This window comes from Streptomyces sp. NPDC050617 (assembly GCF_040654795.1).
In the GTDB taxonomy this organism is placed as follows: Bacteria; Actinomycetota; Actinomycetes; order Streptomycetales; family Streptomycetaceae; genus Streptomyces.
The window spans coordinates 151,247-168,105 of record NZ_JBFAIS010000016.1 but is presented as its reverse complement, the minus strand read 5'-3'; the positions used below and the strand labels follow the sequence as shown (position 1 = coordinate 168,105).

Annotated in this window: 14 protein-coding genes; 10 read left to right on the top strand and 4 right to left on the bottom strand. The window is 72.7% G+C overall.

What is annotated here, in order from left to right; translation table 11 throughout:
- Position 1: 1 nt before the first annotated feature.
- From lanKC to AB0I49_RS22195, 4 genes are all read left to right on the top strand, one after another.
- Complete coding sequence (gene lanKC / locus AB0I49_RS22210; protein ID WP_363228753.1) at positions 2 to 2,704, top strand: class III lanthionine synthetase LanKC; 2,703 nt, start codon at positions 2 to 4, stop codon at positions 2,702 to 2,704.
- An 11-nt stretch (positions 2,705 to 2,715) separates the two neighbouring features.
- Positions 2,716 to 2,835, top strand: a complete 120-nt coding sequence (locus tag AB0I49_RS22205) for a SapB/AmfS family lanthipeptide (protein WP_363228752.1) — start codon at positions 2,716 to 2,718, stop codon at positions 2,833 to 2,835.
- A 133-nt stretch (positions 2,836 to 2,968) separates the two neighbouring features.
- A complete protein-coding gene (locus AB0I49_RS22200) occupies positions 2,969 to 4,798 on the top strand; it encodes an ABC transporter ATP-binding protein (protein WP_363228751.1) in 1,830 nt (609 codons plus the stop codon).
- The gene (locus tag AB0I49_RS22195) at positions 4,791 to 6,617 is read left to right on the top strand and encodes an ABC transporter ATP-binding protein (RefSeq protein WP_363228750.1); all 1,827 of its coding nucleotides are present in this window, start codon (positions 4,791 to 4,793) and stop codon (positions 6,615 to 6,617) included. Before AB0I49_RS22200 ends, AB0I49_RS22195 begins: the two co-directional genes overlap by 8 nt.
- A gap of 131 nt (positions 6,618 to 6,748) precedes the next feature.
- Here the strand turns inward: AB0I49_RS22195 and AB0I49_RS22190 are convergent, their stop codons facing one another.
- A complete protein-coding gene (locus tag AB0I49_RS22190) occupies positions 6,749 to 7,360 on the bottom strand; it encodes a response regulator transcription factor (protein ID WP_363228749.1) in 612 nt (203 codons plus the stop codon).
- Positions 7,361 to 7,559: 199 nt separating this feature from the next.
- Entirely contained in the window at positions 7,560 to 8,192 is a 633-nt protein-coding gene (locus AB0I49_RS22185; protein WP_363228748.1) for a TetR family transcriptional regulator, read from the bottom strand.
- A gap of 229 nt (positions 8,193 to 8,421) precedes the next feature.
- Here AB0I49_RS22185 and AB0I49_RS22180 point away from each other — a divergent pair, with 229 nt between their 5' ends.
- From AB0I49_RS22180 to AB0I49_RS22170, 3 genes are all read left to right on the top strand, one after another.
- Positions 8,422 to 9,768, top strand: coding sequence for a glycosyltransferase family 4 protein (locus AB0I49_RS22180; RefSeq protein WP_363228747.1), 1,347 nt, complete (start codon positions 8,422 to 8,424; stop codon positions 9,766 to 9,768).
- Between the two features lie 95 nt (positions 9,769 to 9,863).
- A complete protein-coding gene (locus AB0I49_RS22175) occupies positions 9,864 to 10,607 on the top strand; it encodes a class I SAM-dependent methyltransferase (RefSeq protein WP_363228746.1) in 744 nt (247 codons plus the stop codon).
- Entirely contained in the window at positions 10,604 to 11,686 is a 1,083-nt protein-coding gene (locus AB0I49_RS22170; protein ID WP_363228745.1) for a prenyltransferase, read from the top strand. Before AB0I49_RS22175 ends, AB0I49_RS22170 begins: the two co-directional genes overlap by 4 nt.
- Positions 11,687 to 11,702: 16 nt before the next feature.
- Here AB0I49_RS22170 and AB0I49_RS22165 read toward each other — a convergent pair whose 3' ends face one another.
- Together AB0I49_RS22165 and AB0I49_RS22160 are read right to left on the bottom strand one after the other, a co-directional pair.
- Positions 11,703 to 11,996 carry a hypothetical protein gene (locus AB0I49_RS22165; RefSeq protein WP_363228744.1) on the bottom strand — a complete coding sequence of 98 codons (294 nt, stop codon included), beginning with the start codon at positions 11,994 to 11,996 and terminating at the stop codon, positions 11,703 to 11,705.
- 81 nt (positions 11,997 to 12,077) lie between these two features.
- Entirely contained in the window at positions 12,078 to 13,409 is a 1,332-nt protein-coding gene (locus tag AB0I49_RS22160; RefSeq protein WP_363228743.1) for a DUF4157 domain-containing protein, read from the bottom strand.
- A gap of 527 nt (positions 13,410 to 13,936) precedes the next feature.
- Here AB0I49_RS22160 and AB0I49_RS22155 point away from each other — a divergent pair.
- The 3 genes from AB0I49_RS22155 (at position 13,937) to AB0I49_RS22145 (ending at position 16,846) form a co-directional block, all read left to right on the top strand.
- Complete coding sequence (locus tag AB0I49_RS22155; protein ID WP_363228742.1) at positions 13,937 to 14,485, top strand: hypothetical protein; 549 nt, start codon at positions 13,937 to 13,939, stop codon at positions 14,483 to 14,485.
- Between the two features lie 39 nt (positions 14,486 to 14,524).
- Positions 14,525 to 15,316, top strand: a complete 792-nt coding sequence (locus tag AB0I49_RS22150; protein WP_363228741.1) for a maleylpyruvate isomerase N-terminal domain-containing protein — start codon at positions 14,525 to 14,527, stop codon at positions 15,314 to 15,316.
- Positions 15,317 to 15,391: 75 nt separating this feature from the next.
- Positions 15,392 to 16,846 (top strand): M1 family metallopeptidase, encoded by a 1,455-nt coding sequence (locus tag AB0I49_RS22145; protein ID WP_363228740.1) that lies wholly within the window; start codon positions 15,392 to 15,394, stop codon positions 16,844 to 16,846.
- The last annotated feature ends 13 nt before the right edge of the window (positions 16,847 to 16,859 follow it).

The window sequence follows — 16,859 nt, the reverse complement described above, 5'->3', positions numbered from 1 at the left end:
GGTGGACAAGCGGTACGAGGTCTTCTGCCTTGCCGACAAGTACTTCTACGAGACCCCGGACCGACTCTCCGCCGCGGCCCCCGGAACCGGTGGATCCGGCCCGCTCTACGAGGCCGCCCAACGCGTGGTCCCCGAAGGGTGGCGGTCCTTCCTCTCCGGGGACTGGCTCCACGTCAGCCCCGTGACCCCGGAGGGGAAATCCCTTCCCGGAAGGCCGTCGCAGGGCTGGAAGGTCCATGTCTCCGCGTGTCTGGAAAACGCCGAGAAGACCGCCGCGAAGGTATGGGACTACTGCGTGCCCCGCGCCATTCCCTTCAAGTTCGTACCCGGCCCACGCCCGCTCCATTTGCGGAACTCCAAGTACGCGCCGCGCGGCTCCAGCGGGAAATTCGTCACCATCTACCCGGCCGACGACCGGCAATTCCACGTCATTCTTGAGGAATTGGGCGCGCTGCTGGCCGGCGAAACCGGCCCGTACATCCTCTCCGACCTGCGCTGGAACGACGGCCCGCTGTACGTCAGATACGGCGGTTTCGCGCCCCGCTACTGTCTCGACGCCACCGGCTCTCTCGTCTCGGCCATCGAGAACGCGGACGGACAGCTCGTCCCGGACCGCCGGGACCCGGCCTTCCACGTGCCGGACTGGGTGACACTCCCCGCCTTCCTCGAACCGCAGCTCGCCGCCCGCAACGCCACGACCACCACCGACCTGCCGTACCGCATCGAGAAGGCGCTGCACTTCTCCAACGGCGGCGGCGTCTACGCCGGGGTGGACACCCGCACCGGCGCGAAGGTCGTCCTCAAGGAGGCCCGGCCGCACGCCGGGCTCGCCGCCGACCGGGCCGACGCCGTCACCCGCCTGGAACGCGAGAAGGCCGCCCTGGAACGGCTGACCGGCCTCGGCGTGGCCCCCGAGGTGCGGGACTGGTTCACCCTCGGCGACCACCGCTTCCTGGTCATGGACCACCTCGAAGGCACCACCCTCAACTCGTTCTACGCGCGCCGCCACCCCCTGATCGGCGCCGCCCCGGACCCCGAGGCCGTCGCCGGCTACACGCGGTGGGCGCTGCGCGTCCACGGCGCGGTACGGGCGGCCGTCGCCGCCGTGCACAGCCGTGACGTGGTCTTCAACGACCTGCACATGTTCAACATCATGGTCGCGCCCGACGAGGAGTCCGTGATGCTCCTCGACTTCGAGACGGCCGCGCACGTGGACGAGAACCACCGGCAGGCCGTCGCCCACCCCGGCTTCATCGCCCCCGCCGACCGCCGCGGCTTCGACGTCGACCGCTACGCCCTCGCGTGTCTGGGCCTCGCGCTGTTCCTGCCGATGACCACGCTGCTGGTGATGGACCGGGACAAGGCGGCGCACCTCGCCGACGTCGCCGCCGCCGAATTCCCCGACGTACCGCGGGAGTTCTGGGACGAGGCGGTACGGGAGATCGGGCGGGTCGCGGGCGAGGAAACGGCCGCCGAGCCGGTGACGGCCGACCGGACCGCCACGGCTGCCACGCCCGCCGTCCCTTCCGCGGCCTCCGCCGAGCGCTACCTGCCCGTCGCGCCCGCGGACTGGCCGCTCAGCCGCGACTCCATGGTCCGCGCCATCCTCGCCTCGGCCACCCCCGAACGCGAGGACCGGCTCTTTCCCGGCGACATCTCCCAGTTCGAGACCGGCGGCGGACTCGGCCTCGCGCACGGCGCGGCCGGAGTGCTGTACGCCCTCGGCGAGGTGGGCGCGGCCCGCTACGCCGAGGGCGAGGAGTGGCTGCTGCGCCAGGCCGCCGACCCGCCGCGCGGCGCGCCCCTCGGCCTCTACGACGGCCTGCTCGGCGCCGGCTACGTACTCGACCGCCTCGGCCACCCCGAGCACGCCCTGGACCTGGTCGAACGGGTGCTCACCGAGAAGTGGCAGCGGCTGTCCCCCGACCTGAACAGCGGGCTCGCCGGCCTCGGCCTCACGCTCGACCACCTGGCGGCGACCACCGGCGAGAACGCCCTGCGCACCCGTGCCCTGGAGATCGCCGAACTGGCCGCCGCGCGACTGGCCCGGATCCGGGACGCCGGGCAGCGCACCCGCGCCGGACTGCTGCACGGCGCGAGCGGACCGGCCCTGCTCTTCCTGCGGCTGTACGAGCGCACGGGCGACACCGCCCTCCTGGACCACGCGGCCGACGCCCTGCGGCAGGACCTCGCGGCGTGCGTGCGCAACGACCGCGGCACCCTGGTCGTCGATGAGGGCTGGCGCACCCTGCCCTATCTGGGCGAGGGCAGCATCGGCATCGGAGCGGTCCTCGACGACTTCGCGGCGCACCGGGCCGTGGAGGAGTTCGAGACCGCGAGGTCCGCCATCCTGCCCGCCGCGAAGTCGCGCTTCTACGCGCAGCCCGGCCTCTTCCGGGGCCGCGGCGGCTCGGTCCTCCACCTCAGCCGCACCACCGCGCGCGGCGTCGCCCCAGGCGACCTCGCATCCCAACTCGCCGCCCTCGCCTGGTACGCGGTCCCCTACCAGGGGCATCTCGCCTTCCCCGGCGACCAGATGATGCGCCTGTCGATGGACCTCGCCACCGGCACCGCGGGCTGCCTGCTCGCGGTGGGCGCGGCGCTGCACACCGAGCCCGTAGGGCTCCCCTTCCTCCCGCCGCGGCGGGACCAAGAGCCGGCCCCGGAGACGGGGCCGTGGCAAGAAGTTCAGTCCCCACTGTGAAAGGAACCACCATGGCCCTTCTCGACCTGCAGACGATGGACACCGAGTTCGGCGGTCACGGCGGCGGCGGTGGCAGCGAAGCCAGCCTGCTGCTCTGCTGGAGCGAAGCGAGCATCGTTCTCTGTCTCTGAGTATCCGAGTCTCTGACAACGAGTCTCCGAAACCTCTGATGACACGTCACCTGTGACGCTGCATCGGTCATAGAGCGGCCCCGGGCAGCACCACGGCCCGGGGCCGCGCTCCGAAGGGAGGACCGCTCCGAGCATGCCGATGCCCATCGGGGACGACGACCGGCCGACGCCCACGGGCGGCGACGAGCCGAAGCCCGCCGCCGATCAGCCCGCACGCACGGCGACGAACCGGGCCGCCGACCGGCTGCTGCTGGAAGCGGTCCGGCACAGCCCCGGCCGAACCGCCGCGATCGGCCTGCTCACCACTGCCGCCGCCGGCTCCTCCCTCGCGCTGCCCCTCGTCCTCGGCCGCGCCCTCGACGCCGTCCTGGCCGGCGGCCACGGACCCCGGACCACCCACTGGATCGTCGCGTGCGCGGCGCTCATCGGCCTGTCCGTACTGCTCGACGCCGTCGAAGAACTGCTCACCGGCACCGCCAACGCCCGCGGCACGGCCTGGGCCCGCGGCCGTCTGCTGCGGCACGTCCTGCACACGGGGCCGCGCGCGGCCGACCGGTTCGGCCCCGGCGACCTGGTCTCGCGGCTGGTCGGCAACGCCGCCTACGCGGGCACCGCCCCCGCCAACATCGCCGCCGCCCTCGCCGCCGTCGTCCCGCCCGTCGGCGGCATCGTGGCGCTCGTCCTCATCGACGTCTGGGCCGCCGCGGCCTTCCTCCTCGGGATGCCGCTGCTCGCGGCGCTGCTGCGGGTCTTCATCCGCGACACCACCGACAGCATCGCGCAGTACCAGCGCGGCCAGGGCGAGATCGCCGGCCGGCTGATGGAGGCCATCGGCGGCGCCGCCACGATCGCCGCCGCGCGGACCGCCGGGCGGGAGCGCGCCCGCATCCTCGAACCGCTGCCGGAGCTGGGGCGCCAGGGCCACCGGATGTGGCGGGTCCAGGGCCGGTCCAGCGCGCGGGCCGTCATGGTCGTCCCCCTCCTCCAGATCGCCGTCCTCGCCGTCGCCGGACTGCGGCTGGCGGCAGGGCAGTTGAGCGTCGGGGAGTTGCTGGCGGTCTCCCGGTACGCCGTCCTCGCCTCGGGCATCGGCGTGATCGTCGGCCGCCTCAACGCCCTGGTCCACGCCCGTACCGCCGCCCGCCGCCTCGCCGAAGTCCTCACCGAACCCGCGACGGAGTACGGGCGGCGACGCCTCCCGCCCGGCCCCGGCACCCTGGAACTGGCCGGCGTGACGGCGCTCCGCGGCGGCCGCGAGGTGCTGCGCGACGTGGACCTCGTGGTACCGGGCGGCACGTCGATGGCCCTGGTCGGACGCTCCGGCACGGGAAAGTCCGTACTCGCCGCCGTGGCCGGCCGGCTCACGGAGGCGGACGCCGGCACGGTCACCCTCGACGGCGAACCGCTCACCGGCCTCGACCGCGACGCGCTGCGCGGCGCCGTCGGCTACGCCTTCGAACGCCCCGCGCCGCTCGGCGGCACCATCGGCGGCACGATCGGCTTCGGCGCCCGCGACCCCGGCGCGGAGCGGGTGCGCGAGGCGGCGCGGGCGGCCTGCGCCGACGACTTCGTACGACTGCTCCCGGACGGCTACGACACACGACTGACGGACGCCCCGCTCTCAGGCGGCGAGGCCCAACGCCTGGGCCTGGCACGGGCGTTCACGCATCAGGGGCGTCTGCTGGTCCTGGACGACGCGACGTCCAGCCTCGACACCGTCACCGAACTGCGCGTCGCCGATGCCCTCCTGGGCTCGATCGGCCCGCGGACCCGCCTGATCGTCGCGCACCGCGCCACGACGGCGGCTCGCGCGGACCGGGTGGCGTGGCTGGAGGACGGGCGCGTACGGGCGGTGGGGCGCCACGAGGAACTGTGGCGGCTGGAGGGGTACCGGGCGGTGTTCGACGCCGGCCGGCCCGACCGCGCGGACGACGGCGAGCGGGACCGGGTGCCGCATGAGTGAAGCCAGGGGCGGGCGGGCGGCGAGCCCCGGCACGTACGGGCAGGGGCTGCGGTTCCTGCGCCGCCGCGCCCGGGTGGTGGCGCGGCTGGCGGCGTGGTCGGCGCTGGAGACCGGCCAGACGTTCGTGATGGGGTTCGCGCTGGCCCGCGCGCTGGACGAGGGCTTCCTGGCCGGCCGCTCCGGCGTCGGGCTGGGCTGGCTGGGGCTGGCGGCGCTCGCCGTGACCGTCGGCGCGTACGGCACGGGCCGGGTGTACCGGGCCGTCGCCGCGCTGGTGGAGCCGTTGCGCGACGCGCTCGTACGCCGCGTGGTGACGCGGGCGCTCGACGACGCCGACAGCGCGGCGGTCTCCCGCCTCACCCACCAGGTCGAGATCGCCCGCGACACCTTCGCGGGCCTGGTCATGGTGGCCCGCTCCTTCGTCTTCACCGCCGCCGGCGCGCTGATCGGCCTCTCCTCCCTCGCCCCCGTACTGCTCCTGATCGTCGTGCCCCCGCTCGTCCTCGGCCTCGCCCTCTTCGCGGCCACCCTCCGCCCGATGGCCCGCCGCCAGGAGACGTTCCTCGCGGCGGACGAGGCCATCGCCGAGGAGTTCGGGACCGTGGCCGACGGCCTCCGCGACATCACCGCCGCCGGAGCGGAGTCCCTCGTGGCGGCGGAGGCGGACATCCGCATCGAGGCCGAGTTCCGCGCCGCCCGCACGCTGGCCCGCTGGGGGGTGCTGCGGGTCCTGGCCGTGGCCCTGGCCGGCCGCTTCCCCATCGTCCTGCTCATCGTCACCGCGCCCTGGCTGCTCGACCGCGGCGTCACGCCGGGCGCGCTCGTCGGCGCGCTCTCGTACCTCACGACGTCGCTGCTCCCGGCGTTGCAGAACCTGATGCACGGGCTGGGGACGAGCGGGTCGCGGCTGGTGGTGGTGGTGCGGCGGCTGACGGCTGGGGGGCCGGTGAGGCTCAGCGGCGGCCGGGGGAGGGCCGACGGCGGCGAGGCGTCGCGGCGGTGGGAAGGGCCGGCCGTCGAACTGCGCGCGGTGACCTTCGCGTACGGGGAGCACGCGCGGCCGGTGGTCCGGGACCTGGACCTGACCGTGCCCGCCGGCGGGCATCTGGCGGTCGTCGGCCCCAGCGGCATCGGCAAGTCGACCCTGGCGGGGCTGATCGCCGGGCTGCTGGAGCCGCGCGCCGGGGAGGTGCGGGTCGGGGGCGAGCCGGTACGGGCCGGCGGCGACCCGGGGCGGCGGGTGCTGATCCCGCAGGAGGCGTACGTCTTCACGGGCACGCTCCGGGCCAACTTGAGCTATCTGCGCGCCGATCCGGTGCCGGACACGGAGCTGGCGGCGGCCGTGGACGCGGTCGGCCTGGGCGAACTCGCCGACCGGATCGGGGGGTTGGCGGCCGTCGTCGACCCGGCGGGGCTCTCCGCCGGGCAGCGCCAGCTGATCGCGTTGGCGCGGGCGTATCTGAGCCCCGCTCCGGTCGCGGTGCTGGACGAGGCGACGTGCCACCTCGACCCGGCGGCGGAGGCCCGCGCCGAACGGGCCTTCGCCCGCCGCCCCGGCGGCACGCTGATCGTGATCGCCCACCGCGTCAGCTCCGCCCACCGCGCGGACCGCATCCTGATCATGGACGGCCCCCAGACCCTCTGCGGCACCCACGAGGAGCTGCTGAGCCGCTCGGACCTCTACCGGGCGCTGACGGGCAACTGGTCCACGGGAGGGAACGGCGCCGCCTCCGCCCCGGAGCGCCCGCGGCCGGGCGCCGCCCACGCGCCGCCGCCCCCGGCTGTCACCACCTCGGCCCCCGCGCCGCCGCGGCGGTAGCCGGTTTCGAGGGGCTCATCTCAGCTGCGAGGGGATTCATCTCGGCTTCGAGGGGGTTCGTCCGAGCTTCGAGGGGATTCATCTCGGCCGATCTCCCAGGGGCCCGGCCGGCCCGTTCCTCGGGGGCTCCGTCACAGCCATCCCGCCCCCCGCGAGATGCGTATCGCGTCGACCCGGTTGCGGGCCCCGGTCTTGCGGGTGATGGCGGCCATGTAGTTGCGCACGGTCCCCTGCGAGAGGTGCAGACTGCACGCGATCTCGCTGATGGAGGCGCCCTCGGCGGCCAGGGTCAGGACGCCCAACTCGCGCGGCGTGAGCGGGATCTCCGCCGCCTGGAGGAAGCCGAAGCCGAGTGACTCGTCTATACATCGTTCGCCTTTGGCCACCCGCCGGATCGACTCGATCAGCCGCCCGGGGGAAGCGTTTTTGCTCACGTACCCCAGAGCCCGCGCCTCGAACGCGCGGCGCAGCGGCCCCGGTCTGCCCGCCGTCGCGAGGGCGAGCAGCGAGGGGCCTCCTTCCTCTTCGCAGCAGTCCTCGCTCAGCGACCGCACCCCGCGCGGGCCCCCGGCCTCCGCGCTGTCCATGTCGACTACGCACACATGCGGTCGTACGGCACGGGCCTTGCCGGCGGCGCCGTTCCAGGCCGTCGAGGACACTTCGATGTCCGTCTCCCTGCCTACCAGCGCCGCCAGCGCGGTGCGCAGCAGATAGGTGTCGTGCACGAGAAGTACCCGGATCACGTTCTCCCCCCAGACCCTCTGCCCCTCTGCGCAGGTCGCATCGGTTGGACGCGTGGCTTCATATTCCTACCGGTATCCCCCGGTGTCCCGGATACGCAGAATTGGCCAAGAGGGGGCGCGGGGGCGCATTGAACAAGCCGTGTGCGCCCCGCTCGCTACCAAATACGTTCGTTGCGGCCCTCGGGGACCGACATGAGTACTAAGTGGCCGGAGCGTCCTGCTGGGACCCCGTGAGGTCGATGAGGCGGCAGACCATCTCGATGTCGATCTTCACCTGGGCGATCGAGGCCCGCCCCGACAGCCAGGTGATCAGCGCCGAGTGCCAGGTGTGCTCGATGACGCGGACCGCCGAGAGCTGCTCGGGGGTGGGCGGCCCCGTCAGCCCCATCGCGTCCAGGATGATCGCGGTGGTCAGTCGCGACACCGTGTCCACCTCGGGGCTCACCGACCGGTCGGCGAAGGTGAGGGCGCGCACCATCGCGTCGGCGAGATGCGGTTCGCGCTGCATGGCGCGGAACGCCCGCATCAGCGTCTGTGCGACCCGCGCGGCCGGGGCCTCGTCCGTCGGGGGGCGCTTGCGCAGCGTCTCGTGCATGTGCTGGAGCTGGTCCTGCATGGTCGCGACCAGCAGATGGATCTTGGACGGGAAGTAGCGGTAGAGGGTGCCGAGCGCGACCCCGGCCGCCTCGGCGACCTCCCGCATCTGCACGGCGTCGAAGCCGCCGCGGCCGGCCAGCTCCGCACTGGCGTGCAGGATGCGGCGCCGGCGGGCCTCCTGACGCTCGGTCAGGGGCGGGGTGGAGGCGATGGCCGACTTGGTCTCTGTCGTCATATGTCCCATTCCCTGGTCCCTGGTACCCGTCGGGCGGTCTTGCCGCGGCCCGGACGGGCCCACAGCATGGCAGGGCCCCGGGCCGTGGCGCGAATCACCCGATCCGGCCCTTTGCGGGCCGTGCCGGGCCGGTAGATTCGGAGCCTCTTGAACGATCAAGTCTGAAACTTGTTCTAGATTAGCGCTACCGGTTACGCTCCGGCTGAACTGCGTGAGAAGGGGGCCGAGAGTGACCGCTGAGGCCACGGAGGCAGCTGCGCCTCGCCTCCTGGGCGGGGACGAGGACGGGCCGCTGCGCATCGCGCTGCTCACCTACAAGGGCAACCCGTACTGCGGCGGCCAGGGCGTGTACGTACGCCACCTCTCCCGCGAACTCGCCCGCCTCGGCCACCGCGTCGAAGTCATCGGGGCCCAGCCCTACCCGGTCCTCGACCCCGGCGAGGGCGTCACCCTCACCGAGCTCCCCAGCCTCGACCTCTACCGCCAGCCCGACCCCTTCCGCACGCCGGCCCGCGGCGAGTACCGCGACTGGATCGACGCCCTGGAGGTCGCCACCATGTGGACCGGCGGCTTCCCGGAACCGCTCACCTTCTCGCTCCGCGCCCGCCGCCACCTGGCCGCCCGGCGCGGCGAATTCGACGTCGTGCACGACAACCAGACCCTCGGCTACGGGCTGCTCGGCATGGAACGCGCCGGGTTCCCCCTGGTCACCACCATCCACCACCCCATCACCGTCGACCGCCGGCTCGACCTCGACGCCGCGCCCGACTGGCGCCGCCGCGCCTCCGTCCGCCGCTGGTACGGCTTCACCCGCATGCAGAAGCGCGTGGCCCGGCGGCTGCCGACCGTGCTCACCGTCTCCGGCTCCTCCCGCCAGGAGATCGTCGACGACCTCGGCGTCCGCGACGACCGGGTGCACGTCGTCCACATCGGCGCCGACACCGGCCTCTTCTCCCCGGACCCGGCCGTCCCCGAGGTCCCCGGCCGCATCGTCACCACCTCCAGCGCGGACGTCCCCCTCAAGGGCCTCGTCCACCTCGTGGAGGCGCTGGCGAAGGCCCGTACCGAGCACCCCGAGGCGCACCTGGTCGTCGTCGGCAAGCGCGCGGAGGACGGCCCGGTGGCCACCGCGATCGAGCGGTACGGGCTGGGGGACGCCGTGGAATTCGTGAAGGGCATCAGCGACTCCGAGCTCGTGGACCTCATGCGCTCCGCCCAGATCGCCTGCGTGCCCTCCCTCTACGAGGGCTTCTCGCTGCCCGCCGCCGAGGCCATGGCCACCGGCACGCCGCTGGTCGCCACCACGGGCGGCGCCATCCCCGAGGTCGCCGGCCCCGACGGCGAGACCTGCCTGGCCGTGCCGCCCGGCGACGCGCAGGCGCTCGCCGCCGGACTCGGCCGGCTGCTGGGCGACGCCGAGCTGCGGCGCCGGCTCGGAGCCGCCGGGCGGGAGCGCGTACTGGCCCGCTTCACGTGGAAACAGGCCGCCCTCGGCACGGTCGAGCGCTACCGCGCCGCGATGGCGGAGAGCCGCCGCCAGGCGGCGGCCCCGCCGCCCAGACGCGGCAGGGGCTGACCGGGGCTCCGCAACCCGTAAAGCCTCGAATCCACCGAGCCCTTCGAATCCATAGAGCCCTTCGAATCCACCGAGACAGAAGGCAGACAGACCCCGTGCTGACCGTCGATTTCTCCCGCTTCCCGCTCGCCGCAGGCGATCGCGTCCTCGATCTGGGCTGCGGCGCGGGACGGCACGCCTTCGAGTGCTACCGGCGCGGCGCACAGGTCGTGGCCCTCGACCGCAACGGCGAGGAGATCCGCGAGGTCGCCAAGTGGTTCGCCGCGATGAAGGAGGCGGGCGAGGCCCCGGCCGGCGCGACCGCGACCGCGATGGAGGGCGACGCGCTCGCGCTGCCCTTCCCCGACGACAGCTTCGACGTCGTGATCATCTCCGAGGTCATGGAGCACATCCCGGACGACAAGGGGGTGCTCGCGGAGATGGTCCGGGTCCTGCGGCCCGGCGGCCGGATCGCCGTCACCGTGCCCCGGTACGGACCCGAGAAGGTCTGCTGGGCGCTGAGCGACGCGTACCACGAGGTGGAGGGCGGCCACATCCGCATCTACCGCGGCGAGGAACTGCTCGGCAAGATGCGCGAGGCCGGCCTGAAGCCGTACGGGACCCACCACGCGCACGGTCTGCACAGCCCGTACTGGTGGCTGAAGTGCGCGTTCGGCGTCGACAACGACAAGGCGCTGCCGGTACGGGCGTACCACCAGCTGCTGGTCTGGGACATCATGAAGAAACCGCTGGCCACCCGCCTCGCGGAACAGGCGCTCAACCCGCTCATCGGGAAGAGCTTCGTGGCGTACGCGACGAAGCCGCACCTGCCCGCGCCGGCCGCGGCGGCCGCCGAATGACGTCGCCGGAACGTACCGAACGCCTGGAGCTCGCCGGGGTCCTCACCGCCGAACAGGCCGCCAGTACGGTGGCGGGCATCGCCGCGGCCCAGCGCGCGGACGGGGCCATTCCGTGGTTCCGCGGCCATCACCTGGACCCGTGGGACCACGTCGAGGCCGCGATGGCGCTCGACGCGGCCGGCGAACACGAGCGCGCCGAGGCCGCGTACCGGTGGCTCGCGGACCATCAGAACCTCGACGGCTCCTGGTACGCGGCCTACACCGACGAGCCGGGCGGCGTGAACACCGAGGAGCCCGCGGACCGGGGTCGGGAGACGAACTTCGTCGCGTACGTGGCGGTCGGGGTGTGGCACCACTACCTCGCCACCGGCGACGACACTTTCCTCGACCGGATGTGGCCGGTGGTCTTCGCGGCGATCGAGTTCGTGCTGGCGCTCCAGCGGCCCGGCGGCCAGATCGGCTGGAAACGCGAGGACGACGGCACCCCGGCGACGGACGCCCTGCTCACCGGCTCCTCCTCCATCCACCAGGCGCTGCGCTGCGCCCTGGCCATCGCCGAACACCGCGAAGAGCCCCAGCCCGACTGGGAGTTGGCCGTCGGCCTGCTCGGCCACGCGATCCGCCGCCACCCGGAACGCTTCCTCGACAAGAGCCAGTACTCCATGGACTGGTACTACCCGGTCCTCGGCGGCGCCCTCACCGGCCCCGCCGCCAAGGACCGCGTCGAGTCCCGCTGGGACCACTTCGTCGTACCCGGCCTGGGCGTCCGCTGCATCCTCCCCAACCCCTGGGTGACGGGCGGCGAAAGCTGCGAACTGGCCCTGGCCCTCTGGGCGATCGGCGAATCCGACCGCGCCGTGCAGATCCTCCAGTGGATCCAGCCCCACCTCCGCGCCCCGGACGGCCTCTACTGGACCGGCTACGTCTACGACGACGCCGCCGTCTGGCCCGAGGAACGGACCACATGGACGGCCGCCTCACTGCTGCTGGCCGTGGCCGCCCTCGGCGGCGACGAGCCCACGACGGCGGTCTTCGGCGGCGAGGGCCTGCCGACGGGGCTGGCGCCGGACTGCTGCTGACTCCGGCGGCAGCGGCCTAGACGCGACGGATACGGGCCGCGACCGCGTGCCCGACGAGCAGGTAGATCACGGCGGGCAGCCCGTAGTTGAGCAGTGTGCGCAGCCAGTCGGTGCGCATGGTGAAGAGGTTGTACGACCACCCCGCGAGCCAGCGGGCGGCATCGTGCACGAACCCGACGAGGTCGTTCGCCCGGTTCGCGTCGAGCACGTAGAAGAGGATCCACAGCCCGAGGATCAGCGCGGTGACGTCCGCGACGACGATCACGGCTGTCGCCGCACCATTGCTCCCCTGCCGAAGGCGTTTGGACATAGGGCCCGAGTGACCCGTGAGGAACGTCTCAAACTCGCCTGGGATCAGGGGAGTTGGGTGCGGCGGGGGCGGTCGGTACCGTCAGGTCCGCCGGTAGTGGACGCGGATCTCCGGGTAGAGCAACGCCTTGTCCTTGATGAGGAATTCGTTGGTGCCCGTGGCGCCCAGCCGGGGCAGATTCTTCTTGAGGCCGGGGCTCATCACGGAGGTACGGCCCTCCTTCAGCGTCTTGTGGTCCTCGGCCCGCCTGTTGTGCCCGAGGTGCGCGAAGTCGGGTGAGCCCAGGAGGCCGCGCATCAGCATCAACTGCCGGGCCGGGTGCGACGTGTCCTTGCACTCGGGGTCCTCGCACTGGGGGCAGGCGAAGTACGTCTGCGCCTTGGAGGCGTTGTCGGCGACGTAGGTGCCCTGGCCGAGCACGCCGTACTTGGGCTTGTCGTCGGTGCCCTTGTTCCGGCCGAGATGGGGCGCCGGTCCGTTCTCGTCGATCAGGTCCATGATGTTGGTACCGGTGCCGTGCCAGAAGAAGCCCTCCCCGGCGCTCTGGGGCACGCCGGGCGGCAACTGGGCGGGGCGCTGGTAGCCGGGCTGGACCGAGGTCGACGCCGTGCCGTCGAGGTCGGGCCGGCTTCCGGTGGACCAGGGGATCCGCTCGCTGCGGTCCTTCCCCGATGCCTTCAGCCCCTGTTTGCCGTGCGAGAGCATCGACTGGTGGTAGAGCTGCCGGTTGGTCGTGTATTTCTGCCACAGCGTGGGGTTGGCGCAGACGACGATCTCCACGATGTCCATGGGGGCGCTGCTGGGCGGCGGCGGGCCGCCGGGCTTCCCCTCCTGGAGCCGACGGGTGTGGGACGTGCGCTGCTCGTCGGTGATCGCCGGATCGGCGAGCCGCTTCTCGGACTCAGCCATCCGGGTCGCCTCGCCCTTCGGCGCGGTGACGGGTGCGCGTTCCTGGGAGAGCCGGGCGTAGTTCTCGATGGCGTCCCACACGCGGTGGCCGCGGGGCAGGGAGGCCGTGTGGAAGCCCCGCCCGCTGTCGGTCCACTGGAGTTCGTGCCAGTAGTCCGGGATCTCCTTGCCGAGCGCGGCATTGAGGTCCGGTGGCAGCCCGACTTGCGGCTGCGCCGGGGCGGAGGTGTTGCCCGGCGCCCGCTGGACGTGTTCGGCGCGCGTCGCGGCGGCCCGCTGGACGAGGCCGGCGGTTTCTCCCCGCGTCATCCCCTGACCGTGTCCGCACCCGGGGCCGTGCTGGTGCCGGGCCTCGCCGACCGCGCGCGAGACGGCCGCGTTCCCGGCCAGCCGCTGGAGCGAGAGGACACCGTCCGGCCACCCGGGCGCCCGCGCCGACCGGGACCGGTTCCCCGCCGGCCCGCTCCCGCGGTCCTTCTCTTTGCCGTTGTCCTGCGCGCGCACGAGCGCTCCCCTCGCTGGTGGATGCACATCAGGACGCCACTGTCCTCCGGCGTGCCCCTATCAGGCAGGACCACGAGGGCACAACTGAGGGCAGAGGGGCGGGCCTTATGGCCGTAAGGGAGACGTAAGGGGGCCTCGGAGGCCAGAAGAACTGCCTCTCTTCCGGCACTTGAGGACGTTTCAACGGGCCCTCGCGTGTTTTCGGGCCGCCGTCAGGACGGGCACCGGGCGCGCGTGCGTTCGAGAGGTGCCCTGCCCCAATCCCTCCGGGCGACCGCCCTCTCTCTACCGCCAGGCCGTCGCCGCCGGCCCTTTCGCCCAGCCGAGCAGCGCCCGATCTGGATGGTGATGTTCGGAAGCCGGGCCGCATCGATGAGATGCGTGAGCCGGCGGCGCAGGATCTCAGGGGAAGGGCCCGTGGCCCGAATGCGACGCGTACGGACGCCCCGGGGTCGCGGGAGCGGGACCGGTGGGTGAGCCTGGCAGGGAGTGTGTCCTGATAGTGCCCAGCCCTCCGGAGGTCCGCGGTGTTCGTACGCGTCACGTTGCGCCATGCCGTCATTGCCCTGCTGCTCAGCGGCCTGCTCCTGGCGGGGACGGGGTGTGGGAGCAAGGGCAAGGACGGTGGGAGTGGGGCGACGCCGTCGGCCAGTACGTCCGCGGAGCGGCAGAAGTTCGCGAAGACGCGGTTCGTCGCGAATGCGGGACTGGCGGCGGGGGCTACGTATCAGTGGATTGTGAAGCCGTACCGGAACGGCAAGTTCAAGAAGGGGGCGGACGGGCGGGTCGCCGCGATGGTGAAGGCGGGGCTGGCGGGGGCCTTCACCTATAACCGGCTGAAGGCGGCGAGCGCCAATGCCAAGGGGGATCCGGCGCTGGCCAAGGCCGTCGCCCCGCTCGGCGCGGGGATCGCCTCGCTCAAGGGGCTCGGGAGCAAGCTGCGCCGGGGGGAGAGCGTGGACGGCGACGTCAGCTCCTTCCAGAACGTCATCTCCGGGGTCAAGGACGCGGGCAAGGGGGCGGGGGCCGAGGTCGACGACAAGGTGCCGTCGTTCTCGGACGTGAAGAAGGGGTAGTACGGGGGCGTTGTCAGTGGGGGCGTTTAGTCTGCCGTCATGACTCTTCTCAGCTTTGACCGCTACTGCGACGAAATCGTCGCGCAGACGGAGCAGTTGGTGTCCGGCCTGGCCGGCGCCGACCTGAAGACCATGGTGCCGTCCTGTCCCGAGTGGACGCTGGAGCAGCTGCTGCGGCACCTCGGCGGGGCGCACCGCCGGGTCGAGGCGACCGTGCGGACGCGGGCGACCGCGTTCGTCCCGGACGAGCAGGTCAGCGGCATCGGCGGGCCCGAGGGCCAGGACGTGGGCACCATCGTCGCCTGGCTGCGGGAAGGCGCCGCCGAGCTGGTGCGGACGTTGCGCGCCACCGGGCCCGACGTCGAGGTGTGGGTGTTCTTCGGCACGGGGTCCGTTTCCTTCTGGGCCCGGCGCATGGCGCACGAGACCGTCGTGCACCGCGCGGACGTGGACCTGACCCTGGGCGCGGAGTTCGCCGTCGACCAGGAGGTCGGGGCCGACACCATCGACGAATGGCTCCAGATCGGCGCCCTGCCGCAGCTCGTGGAGGCGCGGCCCGAGCTGCGGGAGCTGCTCGGCCCCGGGCGCACCCTGCACTTCCACGGCACCGATGCCGGGCCCGGCGCCGAAGCCGAGTGGCTGATCGACCTCACCGGCGACGCCATAGTCGTCCGGCGCGCCCACGAGAAGGCGGCCGTCGCCCTCCGGGGTCCCATTGCCGACGTACTCCAGGTCGTCTTCCGGCGGCAGCCGGTCTCCGCGGGGCGCGTCGAGGTCCTCGGCGACGCCGAGCTGCTGGACTTCTGGCTGGAGCGGGTCACGTTCGGGTAGGGAGCGCGGGCGCGCCGTCTTCCGGAGCCCGTCTTCTATGCTCGGGTGATCGCTGACTGGGGGGAACTCCCGAGAATGACCACACCGAGCACGCCCGCCGCCCGGCGCCCGGCCCCGCGCCGCCGTCGCCTCCTGGCCTGCGCCCTGCCGCTCGTCCTCGCGCTCACCGCGTCCTGTACGAGCGCCGGCCATCAGGAGAAGGCGGCGACCGCCGGGGCCGCCGGGGTCGGGGACCCGCTCTTCGCGGGGCTCGGCAACGGCGGTTACCACGTCAGCCACTACGGCCTGACGCTCGACTACGACCCCGAGGGCAACCGCCTCAAGGGCAAGGCCGTGATCACGGCCCGTTCCACCCAGCCGCTCAGCGCGTTCAACCTGGACCTCAAGGGGCTGAAGGTGCGGAGCGCGACCGTCGACGGGAAGGCGGCGCGTACGGCACGGGAGGGCACCGAGCTGACGGTGACGCCCGAGTCCGCCGTCGGCAAGGGCCGCCAGTTCACGACGACCGTCGAATACGACGGCGTACCGAAGACGGTCGTGGGGGAGGACGGCTCGAAGGAAGGGTGGATCGAGACGCCGGACGGCGCGGTCGGGCTGGGCGAGCCCACCGGGTCGATGACCTGGTTCCCGGGCAACCACCACCCCTCGGACAAGGCCGCCTACGACATCACCGTCACCGTTCCCAAGGACCTCACCGCCGTCTCCAACGGCGAGCTGAAGCGCAAGGAGACCAAGGGCGACCGCACCACCTTCTCCTGGCACAACGGCGAACCCATGGCCAGCTATCTCGCCACCGTCGCCATCGGAGACTTCGACGTCGCCACCTCGAAGTCCGGGGACGTCCCCCTCTACGTCGCGACCGACCCCGAGGAGGCCGAGACCGAGTCCGACGACAGCATCGACGTGCCCGGCACCGTCGAGGAGGTCCTCGACTGGGAGCGCGGCCTCTTCGGCCCGTACCCCTTCAGCAGCGCGGGCGCGATCGTCGACCACCTACCCGGTCTCGACTACGCCCTGGAGACCCAGACCAAGCCGTACTTCGAGGCGGCGCCCGACGAGGCGCTCGTGGTGCACGAGCTGGCCCACCAGTGGTTCGGCAACTCCGTCACCCCGCGCACCTGGCGCGACATGTGGCTGAACGAGAGCTTCGCGACGTACGCCGAGTGGATGTGGGAGGAGAAGTCGGGCGGGCGCTCCACGGACCAGATCTTCGCGGACTTCTACGACAACAGCGACGACGAGAGCGACGGCATCTGGGCCTTCCCGCCCGCCGACCCGCCCTCGGGGGCGGAGGTCTCCGACTCTCCGGTCTACGGCCGCGGCGCCATGGTCCTGCACAAGCTGCGCAAGGCCGTCGGCGACAAGGTCTTCTTCGCGACCGTGCGCTCCTGGGCCCACGACCACCGGCACGGCAACGCCGACACCGCGCAGTTCATCCGGCACTTCGAGGAAGCGTCCGGCAAGGACCTCGGCCGCGTCTTCGACACCTGGCTCCGGGGCGAGGGCAAGCCGCCGTCGATGGACGCCTGAACCCTCACCTGAC